Here is a 25,023-nt window from a genome sequence, read left to right on the forward strand (position 1 = left end):
ATATGCGCCCGAACCTGCCCACCCCGCGCCGCGCGCGCGGCTTCACGCTGCTGGAAGTGCTGGTGGCACTGGTGATCGTCGGCACCGCGCTGGGCGCCTCGCTGCGGGCGGTCGGCAGCCTGACGCAGAACAGCGACGGCCTGCGCGCCTCCATGATGGCCACCTGGTCGGCCGAGAACCGGCTGGTGCAACTGAGCCTGAACAAGCAGTTCCCCGCAGTCGGCAAGTCCACCTTCGAGTGCCCGCAGGGCGACCTGAAGCTGATGTGCCAGGAAGAAGTGATCGCCAGCCCCAACCCGCGCCTGCGCCGGGTGGAGGTGAGCGTGTTCGATGAAAAACAGCCGGAGCGCCTCATCATCAAGCTGGTCCAACTGAAGCTGCTGGAATGACGGCCCCCATCCAGGGCCGGCGCGGCGCGCGCGGCTTTACCCTGATCGAACTGCTGGTGGCGGTGGCGGTGCTGGCCATCGTCGCGGTGCTGGGCTGGCGCGGCCTGGACGGCATCGTCCGCTCGCGCCAGGCGCTCACCGAGCAGATGGAGCAGACGCGCGGCATCCAGCTCGCCTTCGCCCAGCTGCAAAGCGACATGGAGCAGCGCGCGCTGCGCAAGCAGCTGCACTCGCGCGAAAGCCTGGCGGCCGATGCCGGCCGCATGATCTTCGTGCGCACCGTGCTGGCCGAAGGCGAGCCGTCGCGCCTGCAAGTGGTTACCTACCGCATCCGCGACGGCGTGCTCACGCGCCGCGAGTCGCTGCCCACGCGCGACCTGGTGCAGCTCGACACGCTGTGGGCGGCCGCCGTGGGCGACACCGACAACGCGCCGGCCGTGCCGCTGCAGAGCGGCGTGGACAGCATGGCGGTGCGCGGCTGGCGCGACAGCGCTTGGCAGCCGGTGCAGGGCGTGCAGGGCGTGCAGGGTGGCCAAGGCGGCCAGGGCGGCCAGGCTGGCCAGGACGCGCAGGCCACCACCAGCACCCAGGACTTCGACGGCCTGGAACTGACGGTGCAGCTGCACGGCCAGTCCGCGCCGCTGGTCAAAGTATTCCTGATGGGAGAGAAGTGATGCGCCGCGCCGCAGCCGGGAAAGCCATGCCGCGCCAAGTGCGCCAAGTACGCCGACAGCGCCAGGCGGGCGTCGCCGTCATTACGGCGCTGCTGCTGACCACCCTGGCCGTCACCATCGTGGCCAGCCTGTTCTGGCAGCAGCAGGTACAGGTGCGCTCGATGGAGAACCAGCGCCTGCACCTGCAAACCAAGTGGATCATGCGCGGCGCGCTGGACTGGGCGCGCCTGATCCTGCAGCAAGACGGCATTTCCAACCCCACCGTCACCACCGAGACCGGCCCCTGGGCCACGCCGCTGGCCGAAACGCGGCTGGATGATTACGTCGAGCGCGAGCGCGTGGCCAACGAAAAATTCGACGCCACCCTCTCCGGGCAGATTACCGACGCGCAAGCACGTTACAATCTGGCTAACCTGGGGGCCAAGGGTGTGCCGGATGCGGCGCAGGTGCAGGTGTTCCGGCGCCTGCTGCAGCACCTGCAGCTGAATCCGAGCCTGGCGCAGTCGCTGGCTGAGGAAGTGGCGCGCAGCCAGGCACCGACGGCTGCGGCGGCCGACGGCACGGGCGGCGCCGGTGCCGGTGCAGCCGCCGGCGGGGGGCTGGCCGGCAGCAACAACGGCACGCGCCGCGAACCGCTGGAGCTGATCCGGGTGGAAGACTTGCTGTCGGTGACAGGCTTTACGCCGCCCATGATAGAAAAGCTGCGCGATTTCGTAATCGTGCTGCCGGGTGTCACGCCGGTGAATGTGAATACGGCGCCGGCCGAAGTGCTGGCGGCGCTGGTGGAAAACTGTTCGGTGTCGCAAGGGGCCACGATGGTGCAGTTCCGGCGCCGCACGCCGTTCAACTCGGAGGCCGACTTCAAGAGCTACCTGGCGACGCAGACCAGCCAGCAGCTGCCGCAGGGCGTGAGCGTAAGCGTCAAGAGCGACCACTTCCTGGTGCTAAGCCGGGTGCGGCTGGACCGGGCCGCGCTGGATGCGCAGTCGCTGATCATCCGCAACAAGGCTGTAACGCTGCTGTGGACACGGGAAATTTGAGTAGCATGAACGAAAGCGAGATTCTTCTTTGACGACTTTATACATCCGGTATCCAGCCAGGGCGGCCGCCGACGGCGGCGCTGCGCCCGCATGCCATTTCGCGCTGGTCGGCGACGGCGGCAACGTGATGCAGCAGGGCGCTTCCCCGCTCGGCAACCTGGCCGACCAGGTGGCCTCGGCGCGGCGCGTGGTGCTGCTGCTGGCCGCCGCCGACGTCACCCTGCTGCACGTGCCGGTGCCGCCGCTGTCGAACGCGCGCCTGAAGGCCGCGCTGCCGGCGCTGGTGGAAGACCAGGTGCTGGGCGACCCGGCAGACTGCGTGCTGGCGCTGGCACCGCTCACCGCCACCCAGGACGGCAGCAACCGCACGGTGGCCGTGGTGCAGCGCAGCTGGCTCGACGTGCTGGTGAAAACCCTGGTGGCGCAAGGCGCGCAGTCGGTCTCCGCGCTGCCCGCGCAACTGTGCCTGCCGCTGGCGCCGGGCGGTGCCTCGGCGGCCGTGGTCCAGACCGACGCCGGCCTGGAACTGACGCTGCGCAAGGGCCAGCAGGACGGCATGGGCCTGACCGTAGGCCCGCAGCCGGAAGCCGCGCTGCAGATGCTGCGCGCGCTGGCCGGCGACGCGCCGCTGACGGTGTACCTGCCTGCCGCGCTGCTGGAGCAGTACCAACCGCTGGCCGCTACCCTCAGCCACGTGGAACTGGAAACGGACCGCTGGGAGCACTGGGTGTCCGCCGCCAAGAGCGCCAAGGGCGGCCAGGCGCCCGACCTGGCCGCCGGGCTGGGCGCGAGCGGCGCGCAGTCGCGCGCCTGGCAGCGCTGGCGCTGGCCGCTGCGCCTGGCGCTGCTGGCGGTGGTGGTGAACCTGGCCGGCATGAACATCGAATGGCTGCGCATGAAGCGCGAAGAGCGCGAGCTGCGCGAATCCATGGTGCAGATCTTCCGCGCCGCCTATCCGAAGGAAACCGTGATCCGCGACCCGGCCGCGCAGATGCGCATGAACATCGCCGCCGCCAAGGCCGGCAGCGGCGAAGTCAACGCCGACGAATTCACCGCCATTGCCGCCGCCTTCGGCGAAGCGCTGGCCGCCAGTGGCAAGCGCGACGTGGTGGCCTCGCTGGAATACCGCGAGCGCAGCCTGGTGATCAAACTCAAACCCAATACGGCGGACGCCGCCACCCTGCAGCAGCTGCAGGGCGCCTTGTCGGCGCGCGGCCTGCAGCTGGCTGAAACGGCGGCCGGCGTGTGGCAGGTAAAAGCTGGCGCCAACACTAACGCCGCAGGGAGCAAGGCATGAGCGAAGCGACCATGAAGATCCAGCAGCTGCGCGACACCGCGTCGGCCTTCTGGAATGAACGCAGCGAGCAGGAACGCCGCATGCTGGCCATTGGCGGCATCGTGGTGGGCCTGGCGCTGGTGTACAGCCTGTTCGTGGCGCCCGCGCTGGAAGGCCGCGAACGGCTGCGCAAGGCGCTGCCGCAGCTGCGCCAGGACGTGGCCGAACTGAAGGCCATGGGCCGCACCGCCGCCGAACTGGCGGCCCGGCCGCCGGTGCAGGCGCCGCCCATGTCGCGCGACGCGCTGAACGCCAGCCTGAACGCGGCCGGCCTCAAGCCGCAGTCGCTCAACCTCACCGGCGAATACGCCAAGCTGGAAGTGAAGGGCGTGCCCTTCGCGGCCCTGGTCACCTGGCTCGATGCGCAGCGTCGCGACAGCGCGGTGCTGGTGCAGGAAGCCGTGGTCACCGGCCAGGCCACGCCCGGCATGGTGGACGCCAGCATCACGCTGCGCCAGGCTTCCGGACAAGGCATGAACAATGCCGGCGGGGGCCGATGAAGCGCGCCGTGCTATGGTTGCTGGCGGCGCTGCTGGGTGTGCTGATAACGGTGCTGGCCTTCTTCCCCGCCGCCTGGGTGGCGGACCTGGTGGAGAGCCGCACCGGCGGGCGTTTGACGCTGGGCGACGCGCAGGGTACGCTGTGGCGCGGCTCGGCCTTCGTGGGCGGCGCGCCGAGTGGCAACGGCGCCGTCACGCCGCTGCTGCCGGGGCGGTTCGCGTGGCAGGTGTCGCCGCTGTCGCTGCTGGGGATGGTGGACGTGGAATTGGCCAACCCGCAGGCGCTGGCGCAGCCGGTCGGCTTCAAGGGCAGCTGGAAGCAGTGGCAGTTGAGCCCCTCGGCCCTGCTGCTGCCGGCCGACGGCCTGGCAGGCCTGGGCGCGCCGCTCAACACACTGGCGCCCAGCGGCCGCCTGCGGCTGTCGTGGACCACGCTGGAGCTGGCGCTGGCCGCCCAGCGGTTGGACGTGAACGGCCGCACCACGCTGGAAATGGCCGACATGGCCTCGCGCCTGTCGCCGCTGAAGCCGCTGGGCAGCTACCAGCTGGCGCTGGACTGGCGCGGCCAGCAGGCGCAGTTGGAACTGAGTTCCCTGAAAGGGCCGCTGCTGTTGAGCGGGAAAGGCAGCCTGAATAACGGCCGCCTGCAGTTTTCCGGGCAGGCCGAAGCGGCCGACGGATACGAGCAGTCGCTGGGCAATTTGTTGAATTTGCTGGGCCAGCGCCGCCCCAACCAGGGCGGCAAGAACATCATCGCGTTAGAGTTCAGATAAGTACAGATAATGAAAAAACAGTCCGCAAACAAGTCTCAACGTCCAACGCTGCGCCAGCTGAGCGCGGCCGCCATGCTGTGCTGCGCCGCGCTTACCGCGCAAGCGCCGGCATGGGCCGCCCCCGGCGATGATGCCGCGCTCAATTTCGTCGGCGCCGACATCGAATCCGTCATCAAGGCGGTCGGCCACTACACCAACATCACCTTCCTGATCGACCCGCGCGTGAAAGGCACCCTGACCCTGGTGTCCGAAGGCCCGATGAGCAAGACCCAGGCCTTCGCGCTGCTGACCTCCGCGCTGCGCCTGCAGGGTTTCGCCATCGTCAGCGGCGACGGCTACGCCAAGGTGGTGCCGGAGGCCGAAGCCAAGCTGCAGGCCACGCCCACCCAGATCGGTTCCGGCGCGGTGCTCAAGGGCGACCAGATCGCCACCCAGGTATTCCACCTGAATTATGAATCGTCGGCCAACCTGGTGACGGTGCTGCGTCCCCTCATCACGCCCAACAACACCATCAACGCCAACCCGGGCAACAACACCCTGGTCATCACCGACTACGCGGACAACCTGAAGCGCCTGGGCAAGCTGATTGCCGCGCTGGACGCGCCGTCCAGCACTGACATGGACGTGATCCCGGTGCGCTACGCCATCGCCAGCGACCTGGCCACCATGCTCACCAAGCTGCTCGAACCGGGCGCCGGCGGCGGCGCCGACTCCGGCCGCGTGAGCGTGCTGGCGGACCCGCGCACCAATTCGCTGGTGGTGCGTGCGCCGTCGGTGGCGCGCGCCAACCTGGCCAAGTCGCTGATCGCCAAGCTGGACCAGCCCACCGCGCAGCTGGGCAATGTGCACGTGGTGTACCTGAAGAACGCCGAAGCGACCAAGCTGGCGCAGACCCTGCGCTCGGTGATGTCGGGCGACAGCAGCGTCACCGGCCAGGCCACCAGTGCGGCCGGCCTGAACACCCAGCAGGGCGGCGCCGGCGGCGGCGGCGGCATGACCGGCAGCGGCAGCGGCATGACCGGCGGCACCGGCAGCAGCGGCCCCACCAACCCGCTGCTCAACGCCAGCAGCGGCAGCAACCAGCTCAACGCGGGCGGCGCGGGCGGCTTCATCCAGGCCGACGCCACCACCAACACGCTGATCATCACCGCGCCGGAATCGGTGTACCGCAACCTGCGCGCCGTGATCGACCAGCTGGACGTGCGCCGCGCCCAGGTCTACATCGAATCGCTGATCGTGGAAGTAAGCGCCGACAAGGCCTCCGAGTTCGGCGTGCAGTGGCTGGGCCTGAGCGGCAACGACAGCTCCACCTACCGCGTGGGCGGCGGCACCTCCTTCGCCGGCGGCACCGGCAACAACCTGCTCAGCCTCGCGGCGGGCGACGGCAAGGTGCTGCCGGGCGCCGGCATGACCATCGGTATCTTCAAGCAGCTGGCGAACGGCAAGCTGGGCCTGGGCGCCGTGGCGCACGCGCTGGAAGGAGAGGGCGGCACCAACATCCTGTCCACGCCGAACGTGTTCACGCTCGATAACGAGCTGGCCACCATCCGCGTCGGCCAGAACGTGCCCATCCTGACCGGCCAGTTCACCACCACTTCCGGCACCAGCACCAACCCGTTCCAGACCATCGACCGCAAGGACGTCGGCCTGACGCTGAAAGTGCGTCCGCAGATTTCCGAAGGCGGCACCATCAAGCTGGCCATCTACAACGAGAGCTCCAGCATCGACACCAGCGTCACGTCCGAAAGCGGCATCGTGCTCAAGACCCGCGTGATCGAGACCAACATCATTGCCGACGACGGCCAAATCGTGGTACTGGGCGGCCTGATCTCGGACGACGCCAACGACAACGTGGAAAAGGTGCGCGGCCTGGGCGACATCCCGGTGCTCGGCAACCTGTTCAAATACCAGAAGCGCGGCCGTAAAAAAACCAACCTGATGGTGTTCCTGCGCCCGGTGGTAATCCGCAACAAGGACCAGAGCACCAGCCTGGCCACCGACCGCTACGACTACATGCGCGCCACCCAGCAGGATGTGAAGCCGAACGACACACCGCTGCTGAAGAACCTCGGCCAGCCCATGCTGCCCGGCCTGCAGGACGGCCAGCCGACGCCGGGAAGCGGCCAGATGGCGCGGCCCGTGCCGCCGCTGGTGCCCGGCCAGCTCAATCCGAACCAGGCGCCCGCGCCAGCTGAAGGCAAGCCGCAATAATGAGCAACCTGCTGCCCTACGCCTTCGCGCGCGACTATTCGGTGCTGGCCCAGCCGGGCCAGGAAGCCGAGCACTCGGTGGACCTGTACGTCTCAAGCGCCACCGCGCCGGCCGCCATCGCCGAAGTGTCGCGCCGCTTCGGCCGCATCAACCTGAAAACCCTGGGCCGCGCCGACCTGGAGGAAGCCATCGCCAAGGCCTACGCCGGCGCCGGCGGCGACGCCTCGCAGGTGGCCGACGAATTCGACGCCGACCTGGACCTGACCAAGCTGCTGCAGGACGTGCCGGCCATCGAGGACTTGCTGGAATCGAGCGACGACGCGCCGGTGATCCGCATGATCAACGCGCTGCTCACCCAGGCCCTGCGCGAAGGCGCGTCCGACATCCACATCGAGCCCTTCGAGCAAACCTCGGTGGTGCGCTTCCGCGTGGACGGCACGCTGCGCGACGTGGTCAAGCCGCGCAAGGCCATCCACGGCTCCTTGATTTCCCGTATCAAGATCATGGCGCAGCTGGACATCGCCGAGAAACGCTTGCCGCAGGACGGCCGCATCACGCTGCGCGTGGGCGGCAAGCCGGTCGACGTGCGCGTCTCCACGCTGCCCACCGGCCACGGCGAACGCGCCGTGCTGCGTTTGCTGGACAAGGAAGCCGGCCGCCTGGACCTGCAGCACCTCGGCATGAGCGACGCCATGCTGCCGCAGTTCGACAGCCTGATCGCCCAGCCGCACGGCATCGTGCTGGTGACCGGCCCCACCGGCTCCGGCAAGACCACCACCTTGTACGCCGCGCTCTCGCGCGTGAACTCCACCACCACCAACATCCTCACGGTGGAAGACCCGATCGAATATGACCTGCAGGGCGTGGGCCAGACCCAGGTCAACCCGCGCATCGACATGACCTTCGCCAAGGCCCTGCGCGCCATCCTGCGCCAGGATCCGGACGTGATCATGATCGGCGAGATCCGCGACCTGGAAACGGCGCAGATCGCGGTGCAGGCTTCGCTCACCGGCCACCTGGTGCTGGCCACGCTGCACACCAACGACGCCTCGGCGGCCGTCACGCGCCTGCTGGACATGGGCATCGAGCCCTTCCTGCTGTCGTCCTCGCTGCTCGGCGTGCTGGCCCAGCGGCTGGTGCGCAAGCTGTGCCCGTCCTGCAAGACCTTCGACGGCGCGCAGTGGCACGCGGTGGGCTGCGAGCATTGCGGCCACACGGGCTACCAGGGCCGGGTCGGCATCTACGAACTGCTGCGGACCACCGAAGAAATCCGCGCCCAGATCCACAACCGCGCCTCGGAAGCCGAAGTGCGCGCGGCCGCGCAGGCCGGCGGCATGAAGACCATGCGTGACGATGGTGAACGCTGGCTGCGCGACGGTACCACCACGCAGGCCGAACTGCTGCGCGTGGCGAAGGACTAGCGACCATGCCCGCATTCCGCTACGAAGCCGTGGACACCGGCGGCGCCACCAGGAAGGGCGTGGTCAACGCCGACAGCCCGCGCTCGGCCCGCTCCGACCTGCGCGCGCAAGGCCTCACGCCGCTCAAGGTGGAAGCCATCTCGGCCCAGGTGGACGCCAGCGGCAAGGCCACCCGGCGCGGCTTCGGCGAGCGCCTGTCCACCACCGAGCTGGCGCTGTTCACGCGCCAGCTGGCCAGCCTGCTGGAAGCGGGCCTGCCGCTGGAGCAGGCCTTCTCGGCGCTGCTGGAACAGGCCGAGCGGCCCTATGTGCGCGACCTGATCGCCTCCATCCGTTCCGAGGTGATCGGCGGCGCCGCGCTGTCCGAAGTGCTGTCGCGCCACCCGCGCGACTTCGCCGAGATCTACCGCGCGCTGGTGGCCTCGGGCGAGCAGATCGGCCAGCTCTCGCGCGTGCTCACCCGCCTGGCCGACTACATCGAACGCCGCAACGCGCTGGTGCAAAAGGTCAAGCTGGCGTTCACCTACCCGGCCATCGTGACCGTGGTGGCGTTCTCCATCGTGATCTTCCTGCTCACCTACGTGGTGCCGCAGATCGTCTCGGTGTTCGCCAACACCAAGCAAAAGCTGCCGGTGCTGACCGTGATCATGCTGGCCGTATCCGACTTCGTGCGCAACTACGGCCTGATCGTGCTGGTGCTGCTGATCGGCGCCTGGGTGTCGTGGCGGCGCGCGCTGCAGAACATCGCGCTCAAGACGCGCTGGCACACCTGGCTGCTGACCGCGCCGCTATACGGCAAGTTCGAGCGCAGCCTGAACACCGCGCGCTTCGCCAGCACCCTGGCCATCACCACCGGATCCGGCGTACCGATCCTGCGCGCGCTGGAAACCAGCCGCGACACGCTGACCAACGTCGCCATGCAGCAGCTGGTGGAAGAAGCCAGCGACGCGGTGCGCGAAGGCGTGAGCCTGGCGCGTGCGCTGTCGGCGCAGAAGCATTTCCCGCCCATGCTGGTGCACATGATACGGGCCGGCGAAATCACCGGCGAGCTGCCGGCCATGCTGAACCGCGCCGCCAGCGCGCAGGAAGCCGACCTGGAACGGCGCACGCTCACCATCGCCGGCCTGCTGGAGCCGGCGCTGATCCTGGCCATGGGCCTGGTGGTGCTGCTGATTGTTCTGGCGGTGCTGATGCCGATTATCGAAATTAACCAGCTGGTGCATTGAACATGAATCGTCTGCCTGTCGTAGCAAGTTTTGTGGCCGTGGTGGCCCTGTCCGCCTCGTGCGCCTATTGGGGCATGCTGCTGTTCAAACCCGAGCAGCGTCCGCTGGCCGCCGTGCCGATGCAGGCGCCGCCGGAAGCGTCGGTGGCGGCTGCGCGCAACCTGTTCGGCGGCGACATCACGGTCGCCGCCGCCAGCAACTACCAGCTGCGTGGCGTGGTGGCCGCCGCCAACGGGCGCGGCAGCGTGGCCATCATCGCGGTGGACGGCCAGCCCGGCAAGGCCTACCCGGTGGGTGCCGAAGTGGCCAGCAATGTGAAAGTACAGGAAGTGCAGGGCTTATACGTGGTGCTGTCCGAAGGCGGCATCCAGAAGCGGCTCGACCTGCCGCCGCCGGAAAGCGCCAGTTCCTCCAGCGCCACCGCCGCGCCGCTGCCGATGCCGCCGGTCCAGCAGCCGGCGCCGCCCGCGCCCCAGCCTGCCCCCCCGGCGCCACAGCCGCCCCCCCAAATGCCTACACCCGTCAGCGGAACCCGATAAGCAAGCTGAGCCGCATTCTCCCCCATTCGGGGTCTGACCCCGAGTGCGGCTCAGCCCGCTCTGTCATAGGGCGTGGCAAATCAGCTCATGCCAGAGTACAAGTTCGCGTGATGGAAATCCGCTGTATCAACAAGGCGGCCTCAGCCGCATTCCGCCCCACTTCGGGGTCTGACCCCGAAGTGGGGCGGAATGCGGCTCAGGCCGCTAGTCGTCGTCGGATTGGGCGGGGTCGATTTTCTTGAGGGCGGCCTTGGCGGCCTGGCGCTGGGCCGAGACCGGCTTGGCGTGCGGGCCGGCCGCGCGGTTCTTGGCCAGCGCCGCGTAGGGATTGCGCGGCTTTTGGGAGGGTTCGACGCGGAACTGCATCTTTTGCCGCGTCGCCAGGGCCTTGTTTGCCATCGCCGTTGCCCTCCTTTCCTTACAGCACGTAGCGCGACAGGTCTTCGTTGACCGCCAGCGCATCCAGGCGCGCGTTGACGTAGCCGGCGTCGATGGTCAGCGTCTGGCTGCCGCCTTCGCTGGCGCTGAAGGAAATTTCTTCCAGCAGCTTTTCCATCACCGTGTACAGCCGCCGCGCACCGATGTTTTCCGTGCGCTCGTTGACCTGGTAGGAAATCTCCGCCAGCCGCGTGATGCCGTCCGGCGCGAAGTCCAGCTTGACGCCCTCCGTGGCCAGCAGCGCTTCGTACTGCTTGGTCAGGCAGGCGTCGGTCGAGGTCAGGATGCGCTCGAAGTCGGCAATCGACAGCGATTCGAGCTCCACCCGGATCGGGAAGCGGCCCTGCAGCTCCGGGATCAGGTCCGACGGCTTGGCCAGGTGGAAGGCGCCCGAGGCGATGAACAGGATGTGGTCGGTGCGTATCATGCCGTACTTGGTGTTGACCGTGGTGCCCTCCACCAATGGCAGCAGGTCGCGCTGCACGCCGGCGCGCGACACGTCGGCGCCGCCCATTTCCGAACGCGAGGCAATCTTGTCGATCTCGTCCAGGAACACGATGCCGTTCTGCTCCACGTTCTGGATGGCTTTCTGCTTCATCTCGTCTTCATTGACCAGCTTGGCCGCCTCCTCGTCCAGCAGCAGCTTCATGGCTTCCTTGATCTTGACCTTGCGCGCCTTCTTGCGCCCGCCGCCGATGCCGGAGAACATGGACTTGATCTGCTCGGTCATCTCCTCCATGCCGGGCGGGGCCATGATTTCCATCTGCGGCGCGGTGTCGGCCAGTTCGATCTCGATTTCCTTGTCGTCCAGCTCGCCCTCCCGCAGGCGCTTGCGGAAGGTCTGGCGGGTGCTGTCGGGCTTGGCGTCGTCGGCCGGCGCGGCGGTGGCGAAGCCGAAGTCGCGCGGCGGCGGCAGCAGGATGTCGAGCACGCGGTCTTCCGCGGCGTCCTCGGCGCGCGCGCGCACCTTGGCCATCTCGGCCGACCGGGTCTGCTTGATGCCGATGTCCACCAGGTCGCGGATGATGGTGTCCACGTCGCGCCCCACGTAACCCACCTCGGTGAACTTGGTGGCTTCGATCTTGATGAAGGGCGCGTCGGCCAGCTTGGCCAGGCGGCGCGCGATCTCGGTCTTGCCCACCCCGGTGGGGCCTATCATCAGGATGTTCTTGGGCGTGATTTCGTGGCGCAGCGGCTCTTCCACCTGCTGGCGGCGCCAGCGGTTGCGCAGCGCGATGGCCACCGCGCGCTTGGCCTTGCCCTGGCCCACCACGTGCTTGTCGAGTTCGCCGACGATTTCTTGCGGAGTCATATTCATTCTGCCTTCCCGTCCAGCGTTTCGATGATGTGGGACATATTCGTGTAGATGCACAGCTCGCCGGCGATGGTGAGCGCTTTCTTCACGATCTCGGCCGGCGTCAGTTCGGTGTTTTCCTGCAGGGCCAGCGCGGCCGACTGGGCGTACGTGCCGCCCGAGCCGATGGCGCCGATGCCTTTTTCGGGTTCCAGCACGTCGCCGTTGCCGGTGATGACCAGGGTGGAGGTGGCGTCGGCCACCAGCAGCATGGCTTCCAGGCGGCGCAGCACGCGGTCGGTGCGCCAGTCCTTGGCCAGCTCGACCGAGGCGCGCAGCAGGTTGCCCTGGTGTTTTTCCAGCTTGGCTTCGAAGCGGTCCAGCAGGGTGAAGGCGTCGGCGGTGCCGCCGGCAAAGCCGCACAGCACTTTGCCCTGGTACAGCTTGCGTACCTTGCGGGCCGTGCCCTTCATGACGATGTTGCCCAAGGTGACCTGGCCGTCGCCGCCCAGCGCGACCTGGCTGCCGCGGCGCACGCACAGGATGGTGGTGCCGTGAAATTGTTCCATGTTGACCTCAAAGTAGTGACGCTCGACGCTGATGCGGGCGCCAGCCCCTGACATGGGGTCTGGCTGGACAATTGCAAGACGGGCCAGCGGCGCTGCCCCGCTGCCTTCATCGCTGCCTTGATCGCCGCCCTAGTACTTGTGGGCGAAAATGCGCGCCAGGCCGGCGTAGCCCAGCAGGCGCATCAGCGCTGCCACCAGGTGGTTCACTTCCCGGAATTCTACTCTTCTGCCGTCCTGCGCGAGGTGTTGCAGACGCGCCAGCAGCTGGTTGGCGGCGCCGAAGTCCAGCCGCGCCAGGCGCGAGCAGTCGAACACCAGGGCCGGATAGCGGGCGGCGTAGTCGCTGATGGCGTCCAGCAGCGCGCCGCAGTTGTTGTCCACCAGCGGCGGCAGCAGGAAGCGGTCGGATGCGGCGCCGGCAGGCGCGGCCAGGCGCGCGGCCATGGCCACCTGCTGCGGCGCCGGCGGCGCATAGGGCGGGGGCGACACCTCGAAGGTGACGCAGTAATCCATGCTGGCTTCTTCAAAATCCTTCTCGCGCTGCAGCAGCTGCAACAGTTCCAGCAGCAGCAGCCAGGGCGCTTCGCCGTCGTCGCGGCGGCCCACTGCCAGCCCGCTTTGCAGCAGCGCGGCCAGCTCGGCGGCGGCCACCACGATCAGTTCGCGGCCCTGTTTTTGCAGGCTTTGCAGGGCGGCCAGCAGCAGCGCGCAGCCGGCCGCGTCCGCCACGGCCACGCGGCTCAGGTCCAGGCGCAGCGGTGCGGCGCCGTCCAGCGCGGTCAGGCGCGCGATGGCGCCGGCGGCCTCCGCGTCCAGCGCCGGACCGAAGGCCACGGTGGGCGTGATGCCGGCGTAGGCGGCCGGGGCGGCAGCGCCAGTTGCGGCGGCGGGGGCGCTGCCGTGGAGGGCCGGGATCGCGGGTGCGGCGCCCGGGCCGCGCCACGCCGGCGGCGAGGTCTCGAAAGTGCTGGCGTAGTCGATCGACAGGCTGTCGAACTGTTCCTGCAAGCCCTGCACCTGGTACAGGTCGAACAGCAGCCACCATACCGTGCGGTCTTGCTGCGCACCCAGGCCGGACGCGCCGGCCTCGGCCAGTGCGGCGCCCAGCATCTGCCCGGCCAGGGCGGCCTGGCCGTTGGCGTACAGCAGGGCGCTTTCTTCCACCACCGGCGCGCTGGATTCGGCGGCGGCGGGCGCCGGCATTTCATCGTCGGCCAGCAGCTGGGTGGTGCTGGCGTCCAGCAGGGGCAGGGTGTCGGGGCCGCCGGCGAGGTCGGCGCTGGCGCCGGGCGCCGGGGCCGCGGCGGCCGGCCGTGGCGGGCGGCTGCCCCAGGCCGGTTCCGGGGTGTTGAAGATGTCGGCCTCCATGGCTGCTTCGATGGCGTCGATCTTGAGGGCCGTGGCGCGCGCAATGTCGCGCTGCAGCTGGCTGTTGGCGGCGGCGCGCTGGGCTTCGCTGTTGGCTGCCAGGCGCGCGGCGTCGTCGTCGCCATCGGTGGCGGCGGCAGTCTCCGGCTTGCCTTTCTTGAACAGGGAAAACAGGCCCACGGCGTTCCTCGCTATGCTGGACTCTCAGTGTAGCCGAAGAGCAAGGCAGAAAACAAAAAAAGCATGCGGCGCGGGCGGCATGCTTTTTCGGGGTGAGCCGTCCGCCTGCGCCCATGCGCCGGGGAGGCTGCTGCTGCGGCCGGCTCAGTCGCCGTACAGCTTCTGCTTCAGTTCGCGGCGCTGCTGTGCTTCCAGCGACAGGGTGGCGGTAGGACGGGCGATCAGGCGCGGAATGCCGATCGGTTCGCCAGTCTCTTCGCACCAGCCATATTCGTTGTTGTCGATGGCGACGATGGATTGCTGCACTTTCTTGAGCAGCTTGCGCTCGCGGTCGCGGGTGCGCAGTTCCAGTGCGTGCTCTTCCTCGATGGTGGCACGGTCGGCAGGGTCCGGCACCAGCACGGTTTCGCGCAGGTGTTCGGTCGTCTCGCCGGCATTTTTCAGCAGCTCTTTCTCTAGGGCTTGCAGCTTGGCCTTGAAAAATGCCATTTGCGCCGGGTTCATGTAGTCTGCTTCGCCCATCTTCAGAATTTCTTCTTCCGTGAGGAGGCGGACTTCTTCGATAGCGGCGGGGGTCGATTTATTAGTTTTAGTCATCACTTCGCTTACCTTCGATACGACAGAGTTTTCAAATTATCAGTTGCGCGATGAATTCGGCAACCGCGCCGGCACCTAAGTCGTTTACCTAGTTGCTAACCGGCACCCCACAAAACCCGGTTAGTTTATACCAAACATTGTTCCAATCCGCGAATAAAGATGTCTTTCGGTAGATTTTTGCCAATAAATACCATTTTGCTGCCACGTTCTTCGCCTTCGGCCCACTTGGCGCCCAGATCGCTGCCCATCAGCTGGTGCACGCCCTGGAATAACACCTTGCGTTCGGCGCCCTGCATCAACAATACGCCTTTGTAGCGCAACATGCGAGGACCGTACACGTTGACCAGCCCGCCCAGGAATTCGTCCAGCTTGGCGCTGTCGAACGGGCGCGTGCTCTTGAAGACGAAGGCGGCAATGTCGTCCGTGTGGTGGCCATGGTGGTGATCGTGGCTAGGGTGGTTGCAGTGCTCTCCGTGCTCGTGCTCATGGTCATGGGCATGGTCATGGGCATGGTCGTGATCGTGCGCTTCGGCGGCCAGGAAGTCCGGGTCCAGCTCCAGCTTTTCGTTCAGGTTGAAGCCTTTCAGGTCGAGCACCTCGGAGATCGGCGCGCTGCCGAAGTTGGACTGGCTGATGGGCGCGCGCGGGTTGATGCGCTTCAGGCGCGGCAGCAGCTCGTCCAGCACGGCCTGGTCCACCAGGTCGGTCTTGGACAGCAGCAGCTTGTCGGCAAAGCCCACCTGGCGCTGCGCTTCCTCGTTGTCGTCCAGTTGCTGCATGGCGTGGCGCGCGTCTACCACGGTGACGATGGCGTCCAGCATGTAGTGGCTACCCACTTCATCGTCGATGAAGAAGGTCTGCGCCACCGGGCCGGGGTTGGCCAGGCCGGTGGTTTCGATCACCACGCGGTCGAAGTGCAGCTCGCCGGCGGCGCGCTTCTGCGCCAGGTTCGACAGCGCCACGATCAGGTCGCCGCGCACGGTGCAGCAGATGCAGCCGTTGTTCATCTCGACTATCTGTTCCTTGCTGTCCTGCACCAGGATTTCATTGTCGATGTTTTCCTGGCCGAACTCGTTCTCGATGACGGCAATGCGCATGCCGTGGCTTTCCTGCAGGATACGGTTGAGCAGGGTGGTCTTGCCCGCGCCGAGGAAGCCGGTCAGGATGGTGGTAGGTATCATTGCCATGTTCAGCTAGCCGATCAGTAGTTATGTGGCCCCCTGGGCCGGGATCGAGCGATTATGCCGGAATTTCGCCGCATCGGCCAAACCCCGGCCTTGATGCAGCGCATGCTTACTTTACTTTGTATTACTTCACTTTGGCGCGCGGATGAGCTTGGTCGTACACCTGGGCCAGGTGCTGGAAGTCCAGCGCCGTGTACACCTGGGTGGAGGCGATGGTGGCGTGGCCCAGCATGTCCTGCACCGCGCGCAGGTCGCCCGACGATTGCAGCACGTGCGAGGCGAAGGAGTGGCGCAGCATGTGCGGGTGCACGCCCGATGGCGCGCCGGTGGCCACCCCGTGCGCCTTGAGCCGCAGCTGCACTGTGCGCGCCGATACGCGGGTGCCGCGCGCGCCTGTAAACAGCGCGGCGCTGCCGTCGGCGGGCGCCGGGCGGACCTTGAGCCAGGCGGCGATCGCGGCCATGGCGGCCTGGCCCACCGGCACCGTGCGGCGCTTGTTGCCCTTGCCTAGCACGGTCACGTCGGCGTTGCCCTGTTCCAGCCAGCCCAGCGCATCCTTGCTGTAGTGCAAGTCCAGCCCCACCAGTTCGGACACCCGCAGCCCGCTCGAATACAGCAGTTCGAACATGGCCTGGTTGCACAGCTCGGCCGGCGCCAGTGCCGCGTCGGGGCCGCCGGCGGCGTGCGCGCGCGGCGCGGTGGACACCAGGCGCACCGCGTCGTCCACCGACAGGGCCTTGGGCAGGGCTTTGGCGCGCTTGGGGGCGCGCACGCCTTGCACCGGATTGGCGGCCAGCGCGGTTTGCCCGGCCAGCCAGTCGAAAAAGCCGCGCCAGCCGGACAGCTTGCGGGCGATGGAGCGCGGCGCCAGTTGCTTGCCGTGCAGGCGCGCGGCGTAGCGCCGCAGGTCGGCCTGCGTCAGCGCGGTCCAGGCCGTTTCGCCGCTGAGGGCGGCCAGCTCGGCCAGGTCGCGCCGGTAGGCGTCCAGGGTGTGGGGAGAGAGTTTGCGCTGGGTGCGCAGCTGCTCGGCGTAGGCGTGGACCCACTCGGCCTTGCTGCGCGCGCTCATGGCCTCAGGCCAGCAGCGGGGCCAGCGCAATGCTGGCCGTTTCGCCGATGTGGACCAGGAAGTCGGTGGCCATCAGCGAGGTGAAGCGTTCGGAATCGGGCGAGCCCAGGATCAGCAGGCCGAAGGTGGCCGCCTTGCCGGCCGGCGCGCCGCTGCCCGGCTTGCGCAGCGGGATGATGACGGTGGACTGCACGTGGCCCGCGTCTTCCAGCCAGCGCACCGCCTCGAAGTCGTTGTTGGCGCCGCAGTACGGGGCCATCAGGCTGTTGGCGAAGATGCGCGCATCGTCGGACGCGCCGGCGGTGAACCATTGCTCCGCGTAGTCCGGCTTGGCGCCCCACAGGCGCAGCGTGGCCTGCGGCACGTGGAAGCTGCTCTTCAGGCTGTCGGCCAGCACACGCGGCATGGCGCCGTCCTCGCGCACCTGCAGCAGGGCCTGGGTCCAGCTGTGGAAGCGGCCGGCGATGGTTTCGTTTTCCTTGGCGTGGCGCGACAGTTCGGCCATGCGCAGCTCCAGCGCCTTGTACTTGTCGCGCATCACTTCCATCTGCCGTTCCTGCAGCGAGACGGCGCGCCCGGTCAGCGGACTGGAAAGTTTCACCTCGCCCAGCAGGCTGGCGTGCTCTTCGAAGAAGTGCGGGTGGTCGGTCAGGTATTGCAGTACGGCGGTGGCATCCATTGTTCAGCTTGTGGGTTGAGAGCAATGCACATTCTAACCGACGCCACAGTAAAAAAGACGCCCGCGGGCGTCTTTCGGTGTGGCGTGGAACGCCGGCTTAGAAGCGGTGGCGCATGCCGACCTGGATGCCCTTGCTCGACTGGCCCGGTTTCGCGGTGAAGCCGCCCGAGGCGCTGGCAGCGCCGAGCGCGTACTGGCCATCGTTCTCGTTCTTGATGTAGGCGCCCACCAGGTACACGTCGGTGCGCTTGGACAGGTTGTAGTCGTAGCCCAGGCCGTACTGGGTGGCGTCGCTGGCGTCGGCGCGCTTGTCGTCCTGGCGCACCACGGAAGCCATGATGCGGCCCGCGCCCACCTTGTAGTGGAAGCCGACCTGGTAGCTGATCGCGTCGAGCAGGAAGTTGCGCTTCAGCGCGGCGTTGGCCTGGCCGGCCAGCAGCGTGCTCAGCGGAGCAGGGAAGGCGGCGAAGGTCGGCGCCAGCAGGTCGCCCGCGTAGCGGATGATGACCGAGTTCTCGTTCTTCTGCTTGTGGGCGCCCAGGAACAGCTTCCAGTTGTCGAAGGCGTAGGAGCCGGCCAAGGTGGTGGTCACCAGGCCGCGCGCGCCGACCTGGTCGGTGCCGTGGTTGTGGGCCAGGCCGACGTCCCAGCCGTTCGCCACGTAGCGCACGTTGGCGCCCCAGGAACGCTTGTCCATGCCGATATAGCCCGACTTCTCGGTGCCGTACATGGCCGACGCCTTCAGGCCGTTCGGCAGTTCCATGCGGTACTGGATCGACTTGTCGGAACGGATGGCGATGCCGGCCGTCAGCAGGCCGCCGGTGCCGCCCACGATGCCGCCCCAGCCTGCCGCCGTGCCCGATTCGAACACGTCGCCGGCGTTCAGCACTTCATAGCCCGGGGTGTACATGCGGCCCAGCAGCACCGCGCCCACCGGCGTCACCAGGCCGACCATGGAGGTGCGGTCGAACAGCGCGTTGTTGATGTTGACGTTGATGGCGGGGTTGAGCGCAGCCTGCACGCCGGCGCGCAGCTTCTCGGCCGTGGCTGCGCCGCCTGCCGCTGCCGGCACGGTGAAGTTCAGGCCTTCGGTCAGCGCGAAGGTCGGATTGCTGCTCAGGTTGCCGGTTTGCTGGCGGCCGGTGTCCAGCTCCACGCGCGCTTCCAGGTTGAAGATGGCCTTGTAGCCGCCGCCCATGTCCTCGATGCCGCGGAAGCCGAGGCGCGAACCGTCGGCGATGCCGCTGACCAGCTTGGTCTTGGCGTCCTGGCCGCCGTTCTTCACATACATGACGCCGGCATCGGCGATACCGTAAATGGTGACCGAGGATTGTGCCATGGCTGGCACGGCGAAACAGGCGGCGATACCGGCTGCGAGCAGTTTAGTTTTCATGCAGTCTCCAAAAGATTTATATGTGTATTTTTTGTTATTCTCAAAATAGTACGTGCGTACTAATTCGGTGCAACCAATATGACACGGCAATCCAACCTTGTACAGAAAGCCATGCTGGCTTCTGCGGTCACAGTTGCGAAAAAGTCACAAGGCAAAAAAAACGGACCTGCTGCCAGGTCCGTTCGGTGCTACGCGCGCTGGCGCATGGCGGGTCCGGCGGTCAGAAATTGTGGTGGATACCGACCGAGTAGTGGTTGACCGTGCTGTCGTTGACGGTGGCCGTGGTGGCCGGCAGCGGGGTCTTCTTGTTCGACAGGTCGAAGTAGATATAGGTGCGGGTCGAGATGTTGTACTCGTAGCCGATCGACGCCTGCTTGGTCTTCAGGATGCGGTCCGGCGACTTCTGGCCATAGCCCAGCAGCAGCTTGCCCGGGCCCATGGTGTAGTTGGCGCCCACGATCCAGGCATCGGTTTCGTGGTTGGCCGCGCCAGCCACCACGGTATGGTCCATGTCCTGCTTCTGGTACGAGGCCATCAGCTTCAGGGCCGGCATCGGCTTGAACGAGGCGCCCACCGACCACAGCTTGGTCTCGATGGCGTTGCGCTCATAGGCGGCGTAGGCGGCGAACTGGTTCAGCGTGTAGGTGGCGCTGGCGCCCCATGGGTTGGCCGATGGCAGGGCGTTGACGGTGTACTGCGGCGCCAGCGCGGTGCCGCGGCCGATGATGGCGGTGGTGTTGCCCAGCGCTTCCTTGGCGGCCACGGCCACGTTCAGCTGGAAGCCGTTCACCACGGGCGTGTTGTACCAGACCGCGTTCGAGAAGCGGTTGCCCGACGAGCCCGGCGGCGCCAGCGGATCGCTGCTGTAGCCCGCCACCTGCAGGTTGGTCTGGTAGCCGGCCACGGCAGGCACGCCGCTCCATGGCTCGAAGGCGGTGGAGGTTTCCTGGAACGGGGTCAGGCCGCGGCCCAGGCGCACGGTACCGAAGTCGCCTTGCAGGCCGACCCGGCTCTGGCCCTGGAACAGCGGACGGCTGTTGGCGCCGCTGGTGTTCTCAATGGTGCCGGTGTCCGGCTCGTAGCGGATCTCCAGCTGGAACAGGGCCTTCAGGCCGCTGCCCAGGTCTTCCACGCCGCGGAAGCCCAGCTTGTTGTTGTCGCGTTTGCCGATCTGGGCAGTGGTGCCGGTGGTTTTCGAAACGCCGGCATCGACGGTGCCGTAAATAGTGACGGACGATTGCGCATGGGCTCCAGCGAAGGCGCCCATGAGTGCCAGGGCCACTAATGATTTTTTCATTTGTTCTTCCTTTTTGGTTAACTTTTAGTTAATCGATCAAATCGCTAAAACGTGAAGTGCGCTCACTCGACACTCGTCTGGTCTGAACCTTAATAGCTGCCCGCGGCTACGGTGGAGGATTGGTCGATTATGAGGCCCAGTATTGGTCGAAAGCCAAAAAAATGTGGTTTCGTGTTGTATTTTTGAAACGCTTGTATGGCTGTCCATTGCATGCAGTCGAGCAAGGTTTCCTTTCGCTTAGTAATGGATTGCTATTCAGCGTACACGGAATGTGCTGCCGTATTACTTGAGTAATATCAAACACTTAGCAATTAACAGGGAATACGATTGGTATTAAAACTACACTTGGCCTTACTGTCGTAGTTGGAATGTGGCAAGATCAAGCTCGTGACAAGCCACCTGGTGCCTGGCCGGCCTGGTAGGAACGCAGCGTTTTTCTTGAATGAATCATATTAATAGTGGAACGATGGCAAATCGTGAAGAACTAGTAATGATCAGAGGGGCGCGCGCCGGAGACGCCCAGTGCCAGCTGGCGTTGGGAAAACTCTACCTGTTCGGCGGCGCCAGCCTGCCGCAAAGCCCGCCCACCGCCCTGCACTGGCTGCACCGCGCCGCCATCCAGGGGCGCGACGAGGCGTGGCGCCTGATCGGCAGCCATGTCGGCTATGAACACGCGCAGCACAGCCGCGAAGCGGTACTGCCCTGGTATGAGCGGGCGTGGGAAGCCGGCGTGCTGCCGGCCGGCCTGGTGCTGGCCCAGCTGGTGCTGAACGCCCCGCCCGGCGACGCGGACGCCGCCGGCGCGCTGGGGGCGCTGGGCGCCCTCGGCGTGGCAGCCGGCGGCACGCTGCGCGCCAAGGCCATGCAGGCGCTCGACGCGGCAGTGCGCGCCGGCCTGCCGGATGCGCTGCGCCTGCTGGCCCAGCAGCAGCCCCTGCCCGCCGCCAAGGCGGCCGCCGCGCCGGCCGAGGCCGCGCTGGCCGCGCCGCCCGTTCCCATCAACACCCTGGCCTACGTGGCGCTGGACGAGGCCTGGGACAAGCTGTCCCGCGCAGCCTTCCTGGAGCAGGCGCTGCCGCTGGTGCGCCAGCTGTTGCGCGAGGCGCCGCCGGACGCCGAGGCGGCCCGCAACGCCAGCTGGCAGGCCGCGCCGCAGCAGGTGCAGCTGCTGGCGCGCTGCGCGCAGGCGCTGGCGCAGGTGGACGCCTACGCCGACGAGGACATGGAGGGCGACGGCACCGAGCTGCGCTGCCGCGAACTGGCCGCGCACGGCGGCGACCGCACCGCCCAGCTGGCGCTGGGCCTGTGGTTTGCGCGCATGAACCGGGACGGCGAGCGCGTGCGCGACGGCATCGCGGCGGTCAATTTCAAGCGCGCCATCCGCTGGCTGACCCAGGCCGGCGAGCAGGGCCTGGCCGACGCCTGGTTCGCGCTTTCGCGCATCTACATCAAGCCGGAGTTCTCGCAGCGCAGCGTGAGCGAGGCGCAAGCCTGCCTGGAGCGCGCGGCCGACATGGGCCACAGCGCGGCCCAGCTCGAATGCGGCATCCACGCCTGGCGCACCCGCCGCGGCGGCGAGGAAAACGACGTGCGCGCGGCGTACTGGCTGCAGAAGGCTGCCGCCCAGGGCAGCGAGGAGGCGCGCGCGGCGTTGCAGCGCATTGCGCCGCAAACCGATGGCGGCGGCTGGGCTGCCAGCCTGCCGGGCGTGAGCCGGGAATTGCTGGGCAACCAGCCCTTGCTGGCAGCGCGCGTGGAACTGGCGGGGTGGTTCGGCCTGAGCCGCGCCGAGGCGCTGCTGCTGGACGTCAAGGCCGCCGACCGCGGCCATTGCCTGGTGGTGGACATCCGCGCCAGCTACGGGCGCGGCAAGCGCCGCCTGGTGCTGGTGCGCAACGCCCAGCAGCGCCAAGCGCTGGACCGCATCAGCCGGCTGTTCGACAAGCTCGACGCCGGCCTGGACGGCCCGGAAGGCAATTACCGCCAGCGCCTGTACCGGCTCAAGACCTGGTTGCCGGAAGAGGGCGGGCGCGGCGGCGCGGACGGCCTGCAGCCGGCCTGAGACCGGGCTTCCCCCTCGGCTCAGATCTCGATCTCGCCCTCGAACACGGTCACCGCCGGGCCGGTCAGGTAGACCGGCTGGCCTTCTCCTGCCCAGGCGATCGACAGCTGGCCGCCGCGCGCGTCCACCTTCACCGGCGAATCAAGCAGGCCGCGGCGGATGCCGGCCACCACGGCGGCGCAGGTGCCGGTGCCGCAGGCCAGGGTTTCGCCCACGCCGCGCTCGAACACGCGCAGGCGGATGTGCTGCCGGTTCATCAGCTGCATGAAGCCGGCGTTCACCCGGCGCGGGAAGCGCGGATGGTGTTCGATCAGCGGGCCGGTCAGCTCGACCGGTGCCGTATCCACGTCAGCCACCAGCTGCACCGCGTGCGGATTACCCATCGACACCACCGACACCAGCACGGTTTCCTTGTCGCCGCCCAGTTCCAGCACCAGCGGCCACAGGACGTCGCGGCCCTCGGCCACCCCGTCCAGGCCCTCGGCGTCGAACGGCACCTGGGCTGGCTCTAGCACCGGCGCGCCCATGTCCACCGTCACGCTGCCGTCGTCTTCCAGGCGCGGCGCGATGATGCCGGCCATGGTTTCCACGGCGATGCTGCGCTTGTCCGTCAAGCCCTTCTGCGAGACGAACTTGGCGAAGGCGCGGGCGCCGTTGCCGCATTGCTCGACCTCGCCGCCATCGCTGTTGAAGATGCGGTAGCGGAAATCGCAGCCCGGCCGGGTCGGCTTTTCCACCACCAGCATCTGGTCCGCGCCCACGCCGAAGCGGCGGTCGCCCAGCTGCTTCCACTGCGCGGAGGTGAAGTCGATCTGCTGGCCGATGGCGTCGATTACCACGAAGTCGTTGCCGGCGCCGTGCATCTTGGTGAATTTCAGTTTCATAATGAGTTGGTGTCGTAGTCTTAGCGGGCCTTGCCGTAGAAGGAAGGCTCGCCGTTGGGACGCGTCTTGAAGCGCTTATGCGTCCAGAAATATTCGGCCGGGGCCTCGCGCACGCGCGCCTCGATGAAGGCGTTCATGCGGCGCGTCGCTTCCACCATGTCCGGACCTGGATAATTGTCCCACGGTGCATAGAATTTTACCTGCCAGCCCTGGTAATCGGGCAGGAAGGTGCAGATCACCGGCATCACCTGCGCGCCAGTGGCCGCCGCAATGCGCGCCGTGGCCGACAGCGTGGCTGCCGGCACGCCGAAGAAGGGCACGAATTCCGCGTCCTTCTCGCCGAAATCCATGTCCGGCAGCATGAAGTAGGGCAGCTTTTCCTTCAGCGCGCGCAGGATGGGTTTGATGCCGTCCAGGCGCGTGAACAGGCGCACCGGCTTGAAGCGCGCGCGGCCGTCGCGCAGCACCTTGTCGAACACGGCGTTCTTCTGCTGCACGTACATGGACGAGGCTGACGCTTGCATGGCGATAGCCGCGCCGGCCACGTCCAGGCACACGAAGTGCGGGCACAGCAGGATGGTCGGCTGCTGCGTCATGGCCGCCACCGGGATGCCGGCCGATTCCGGGTGCGCGCCGTCGAAGGACACCACCTTGATCAGGCGCTGCAGGCGCGCTTCCGACGCCCACCACAGGATGGAGCGCTCGAACACGCTGCGCGAATACGCCTGGAAGTGGCGCCGCGCCAGCGCGGTGCGCTCGGCCTCGGACAGCTCGGGCAGGCACAGGCGCAGGTTCACCAGCGTGATGTCGCGCCGCGGCTTCATGATGAGGAACAGCAGCGAGCCGACCGCCGTGCCGAAGCGGCCCAGCACCGGCAGGGGCAGCCAGTGCAGCAGCCACATGAATCCCAGCAGCAGCCTCATTTCGCCTCCGGCTGGTCGGCGGCAGCGCCATCGCTTGCAGCGCCCGCAGCGGCCGCGCCGGCCGGCACCTTGTAGCGGTTGTAGCTCCAATAATATTGCGACGGCGCGCGCGCGATCAGCTGTTCCATGGCGGCGTTGATGGCGCGCGCCTGCTCGGCCGCGCTGCCGTCCAGCGTGCCCTCGAATGGCACGAAGCGGATCACGTAGCCGCGCCCGAACGGCAGGCGCTCGGCGTAGGTGACGATGACTGCCGCGTTGCCCATCTGCGCCAGCTTGGCCGGCAAGGTCATGGTGTAGGCGCTGCGGCCGAAGAAGTCGGCGAACACGCCTTCGCCTTCCTGCGGCACCTGGTCGGGCAGCAGGCCGATCGGCATGCCCTTCTTGAGCGTCTTGGCCAGCATGCGCACGCCGGACATATTGGCCGGCGCCAGCAGCAGATTCTTGCGCGCGCGCGCGCCCTCGATCAGCGGCTTGAGCGCGGCTTTTTTCGGCGGCCGGTACATCACCATCAGCTCGGTGCGCAGCGCAATTTCCTGAGCGACAATTTCAAAGCAGCCAAGGTGTGGCGTCAGGAACACAATCCCGCGGCCGGCGTCCAGATTTTTTTGCACCAGCTCCCAGTTCTCGGTGCTGGCGTGGCGCGACACACGTTCCGGTTGCGCGCACCAGATGAACGGCAATTCCAGTATGCTCTTACCAGACTCGGCGATGGCCGCGCCCAGATGGCGCTCAACGCCGGCCTGGCGCATATTCTCGCGCATGCGGCGGCGGTGCGACGGCGACAGCAAATAAACCAGCCAGCCGAGCGCGGCGCCCAGGGCGTGCAACACTGGCAAGGGAAAGACGGAAAGGAAGCGGAATATGGTGACAAGCATGAATGTTTCGAGCGGGGCAAAAAATTTTGCCTTGCCAAAAGTTTTTAAAAGAAGCGTAAAATACCACGTATGCAGTATCCGCTGAGTTAACAGACAACTTGC

The 25,023-nt window shown here is 67.2% G+C and carries 24 protein-coding genes; 11 read left to right on the top strand and 13 right to left on the bottom strand.

Features of this window, described 5'->3' with window-relative positions:
* Positions 1-2 precede the first annotated feature (2 nt).
* Genes gspI through ASC94_RS23275 form a run of 10 tightly spaced genes read left to right on the top strand, consistent with a single transcriptional unit; the run spans position 3 to position 10,109 of the window.
* Complete coding sequence (gene gspI / locus ASC94_RS23230) at positions 3-389, top strand: type II secretion system minor pseudopilin GspI (RefSeq protein ID WP_056401271.1); 387 nt, start codon at positions 3-5, stop codon at positions 387-389.
* Complete coding sequence (locus ASC94_RS23235; protein WP_056401274.1) at positions 386-1,063, top strand: type II secretion system protein J; 678 nt, start codon at positions 386-388, stop codon at positions 1,061-1,063. Before gspI ends, ASC94_RS23235 begins: the two co-directional genes overlap by 4 nt.
* The gene (gene gspK, locus ASC94_RS23240; protein ID WP_229417381.1) at positions 1,063-2,103 is read left to right on the top strand and encodes a type II secretion system minor pseudopilin GspK; all 1,041 of its coding nucleotides are present in this window, start codon (positions 1,063-1,065) and stop codon (positions 2,101-2,103) included. Before ASC94_RS23235 ends, gspK begins: the two co-directional genes overlap by 1 nt.
* Before the next feature lie 28 nt (positions 2,104-2,131).
* Positions 2,132-3,400 (top strand): type II secretion system protein GspL, encoded by a 1,269-nt coding sequence (gene gspL / locus ASC94_RS23245; RefSeq protein ID WP_056401278.1) that lies wholly within the window; start codon positions 2,132-2,134, stop codon positions 3,398-3,400.
* A complete protein-coding gene (gspM, locus tag ASC94_RS23250) occupies positions 3,397-3,939 on the top strand; it encodes a type II secretion system protein GspM (protein ID WP_056401281.1) in 543 nt (180 codons plus the stop codon). Before gspL ends, gspM begins: the two co-directional genes overlap by 4 nt.
* Positions 3,936-4,712 carry a type II secretion system protein N gene (gene gspN, locus ASC94_RS23255; RefSeq protein WP_056401284.1) on the top strand — a complete coding sequence of 259 codons (777 nt, stop codon included), beginning with the start codon at positions 3,936-3,938 and terminating at the stop codon, positions 4,710-4,712. The genes gspM and gspN overlap by 4 nt, the downstream gene beginning before the upstream one ends.
* 9 nt (positions 4,713-4,721) lie before the next feature.
* Positions 4,722-6,923 (top strand): type II secretion system secretin GspD, encoded by a 2,202-nt coding sequence (gene gspD / locus ASC94_RS23260; protein WP_056401286.1) that lies wholly within the window; start codon positions 4,722-4,724, stop codon positions 6,921-6,923.
* Complete coding sequence (gspE, locus tag ASC94_RS23265) at positions 6,923-8,344, top strand: type II secretion system ATPase GspE (protein ID WP_056401289.1); 1,422 nt, start codon at positions 6,923-6,925, stop codon at positions 8,342-8,344. Before gspD ends, gspE begins: the two co-directional genes overlap by 1 nt.
* Before the next feature lie 5 nt (positions 8,345-8,349).
* The gene (gspF, locus tag ASC94_RS23270; protein ID WP_056401291.1) at positions 8,350-9,570 is read left to right on the top strand and encodes a type II secretion system inner membrane protein GspF; all 1,221 of its coding nucleotides are present in this window, start codon (positions 8,350-8,352) and stop codon (positions 9,568-9,570) included.
* 2 nt (positions 9,571-9,572) lie between these two features.
* Positions 9,573-10,109: a type II secretion system protein N gene (locus tag ASC94_RS23275; RefSeq protein ID WP_056401294.1), complete on the top strand. Its 537-nt coding sequence runs from the start codon at positions 9,573-9,575 to the stop codon at positions 10,107-10,109.
* A 204-nt stretch (positions 10,110-10,313) separates the two neighbouring features.
* Here the strand turns inward: ASC94_RS23275 and ASC94_RS23280 are convergent, their stop codons facing one another.
* The 10 genes from ASC94_RS23280 to ASC94_RS23325 all read right to left on the bottom strand — a co-directional run bounded on the left by ASC94_RS23280 (position 10,314) and on the right by ASC94_RS23325 (position 20,177).
* Entirely contained in the window at positions 10,314-10,508 is a 195-nt protein-coding gene (locus ASC94_RS23280; RefSeq protein ID WP_056401298.1) for a hypothetical protein, read from the bottom strand.
* A gap of 19 nt (positions 10,509-10,527) precedes the next feature.
* The gene (gene hslU / locus ASC94_RS23285) at positions 10,528-11,865 is read right to left on the bottom strand and encodes an ATP-dependent protease ATPase subunit HslU (protein ID WP_056401301.1); all 1,338 of its coding nucleotides are present in this window, start codon (positions 11,863-11,865) and stop codon (positions 10,528-10,530) included.
* Positions 11,862-12,410 (bottom strand): ATP-dependent protease subunit HslV, encoded by a 549-nt coding sequence (hslV, locus tag ASC94_RS23290; RefSeq protein ID WP_056401304.1) that lies wholly within the window; start codon positions 12,408-12,410, stop codon positions 11,862-11,864. The genes hslU and hslV overlap by 4 nt, the downstream gene beginning before the upstream one ends.
* A 129-nt stretch (positions 12,411-12,539) precedes the next feature.
* Entirely contained in the window at positions 12,540-13,958 is a 1,419-nt protein-coding gene (locus ASC94_RS23295) for an STAS domain-containing protein (protein WP_056401307.1), read from the bottom strand.
* A gap of 144 nt (positions 13,959-14,102) precedes the next feature.
* A complete protein-coding gene (gene dksA, locus ASC94_RS23300) occupies positions 14,103-14,555 on the bottom strand; it encodes an RNA polymerase-binding protein DksA (RefSeq protein WP_056401310.1) in 453 nt (150 codons plus the stop codon).
* A gap of 125 nt (positions 14,556-14,680) precedes the next feature.
* Positions 14,681-15,742: a GTP-binding protein gene (locus ASC94_RS23305; RefSeq protein ID WP_056401313.1), complete on the bottom strand. Its 1,062-nt coding sequence runs from the start codon at positions 15,740-15,742 to the stop codon at positions 14,681-14,683.
* Between the two features lie 121 nt (positions 15,743-15,863).
* On the bottom strand, positions 15,864-16,808 hold the full coding sequence (locus tag ASC94_RS23310; protein ID WP_056401315.1) for a tyrosine recombinase XerC: 945 nt from the start codon (positions 16,806-16,808) through the stop codon (positions 15,864-15,866).
* Positions 16,809-16,812: 4 nt separating this feature from the next.
* A complete protein-coding gene (locus ASC94_RS23315; protein ID WP_056401318.1) occupies positions 16,813-17,487 on the bottom strand; it encodes a DUF484 family protein in 675 nt (224 codons plus the stop codon).
* A 97-nt stretch (positions 17,488-17,584) separates the two neighbouring features.
* Complete coding sequence (locus ASC94_RS23320) at positions 17,585-18,880, bottom strand: porin (protein WP_056401321.1); 1,296 nt, start codon at positions 18,878-18,880, stop codon at positions 17,585-17,587.
* 220 nt (positions 18,881-19,100) lie between these two features.
* Entirely contained in the window at positions 19,101-20,177 is a 1,077-nt protein-coding gene (locus tag ASC94_RS23325) for a porin (protein ID WP_056401323.1), read from the bottom strand.
* A 466-nt stretch (positions 20,178-20,643) separates the two neighbouring features.
* On the opposite strand from ASC94_RS23325, the gene ASC94_RS23330 reads away from it, so the two are divergent.
* Entirely contained in the window at positions 20,644-22,239 is a 1,596-nt protein-coding gene (locus ASC94_RS23330; RefSeq protein ID WP_056401326.1) for an SEL1-like repeat protein, read from the top strand.
* Between the two features lie 20 nt (positions 22,240-22,259).
* Here the strand turns inward: ASC94_RS23330 and dapF are convergent, their stop codons facing one another.
* The 3 genes from dapF to ASC94_RS23345 are packed head-to-tail and all read right to left on the bottom strand — an operon-like array spanning position 22,260 to position 24,921.
* Positions 22,260-23,123 (bottom strand): diaminopimelate epimerase, encoded by an 864-nt coding sequence (dapF, locus tag ASC94_RS23335; RefSeq protein WP_056401328.1) that lies wholly within the window; start codon positions 23,121-23,123, stop codon positions 22,260-22,262.
* 20 nt (positions 23,124-23,143) lie between these two features.
* On the bottom strand, positions 23,144-24,046 hold the full coding sequence (locus ASC94_RS23340) for a lipid A biosynthesis acyltransferase (RefSeq protein WP_056401331.1): 903 nt from the start codon (positions 24,044-24,046) through the stop codon (positions 23,144-23,146).
* On the bottom strand, positions 24,043-24,921 hold the full coding sequence (locus ASC94_RS23345) for a lysophospholipid acyltransferase family protein (protein ID WP_056401334.1): 879 nt from the start codon (positions 24,919-24,921) through the stop codon (positions 24,043-24,045). The genes ASC94_RS23340 and ASC94_RS23345 overlap by 4 nt, the downstream gene beginning before the upstream one ends.
* Positions 24,922-25,023: the final 102 nt, after the last annotated feature.

It is taken from the genome of Massilia sp. Root418, assembly GCF_001425265.1.
Classification (GTDB): Bacteria; Pseudomonadota; Gammaproteobacteria; order Burkholderiales; family Burkholderiaceae_D; genus Rugamonas.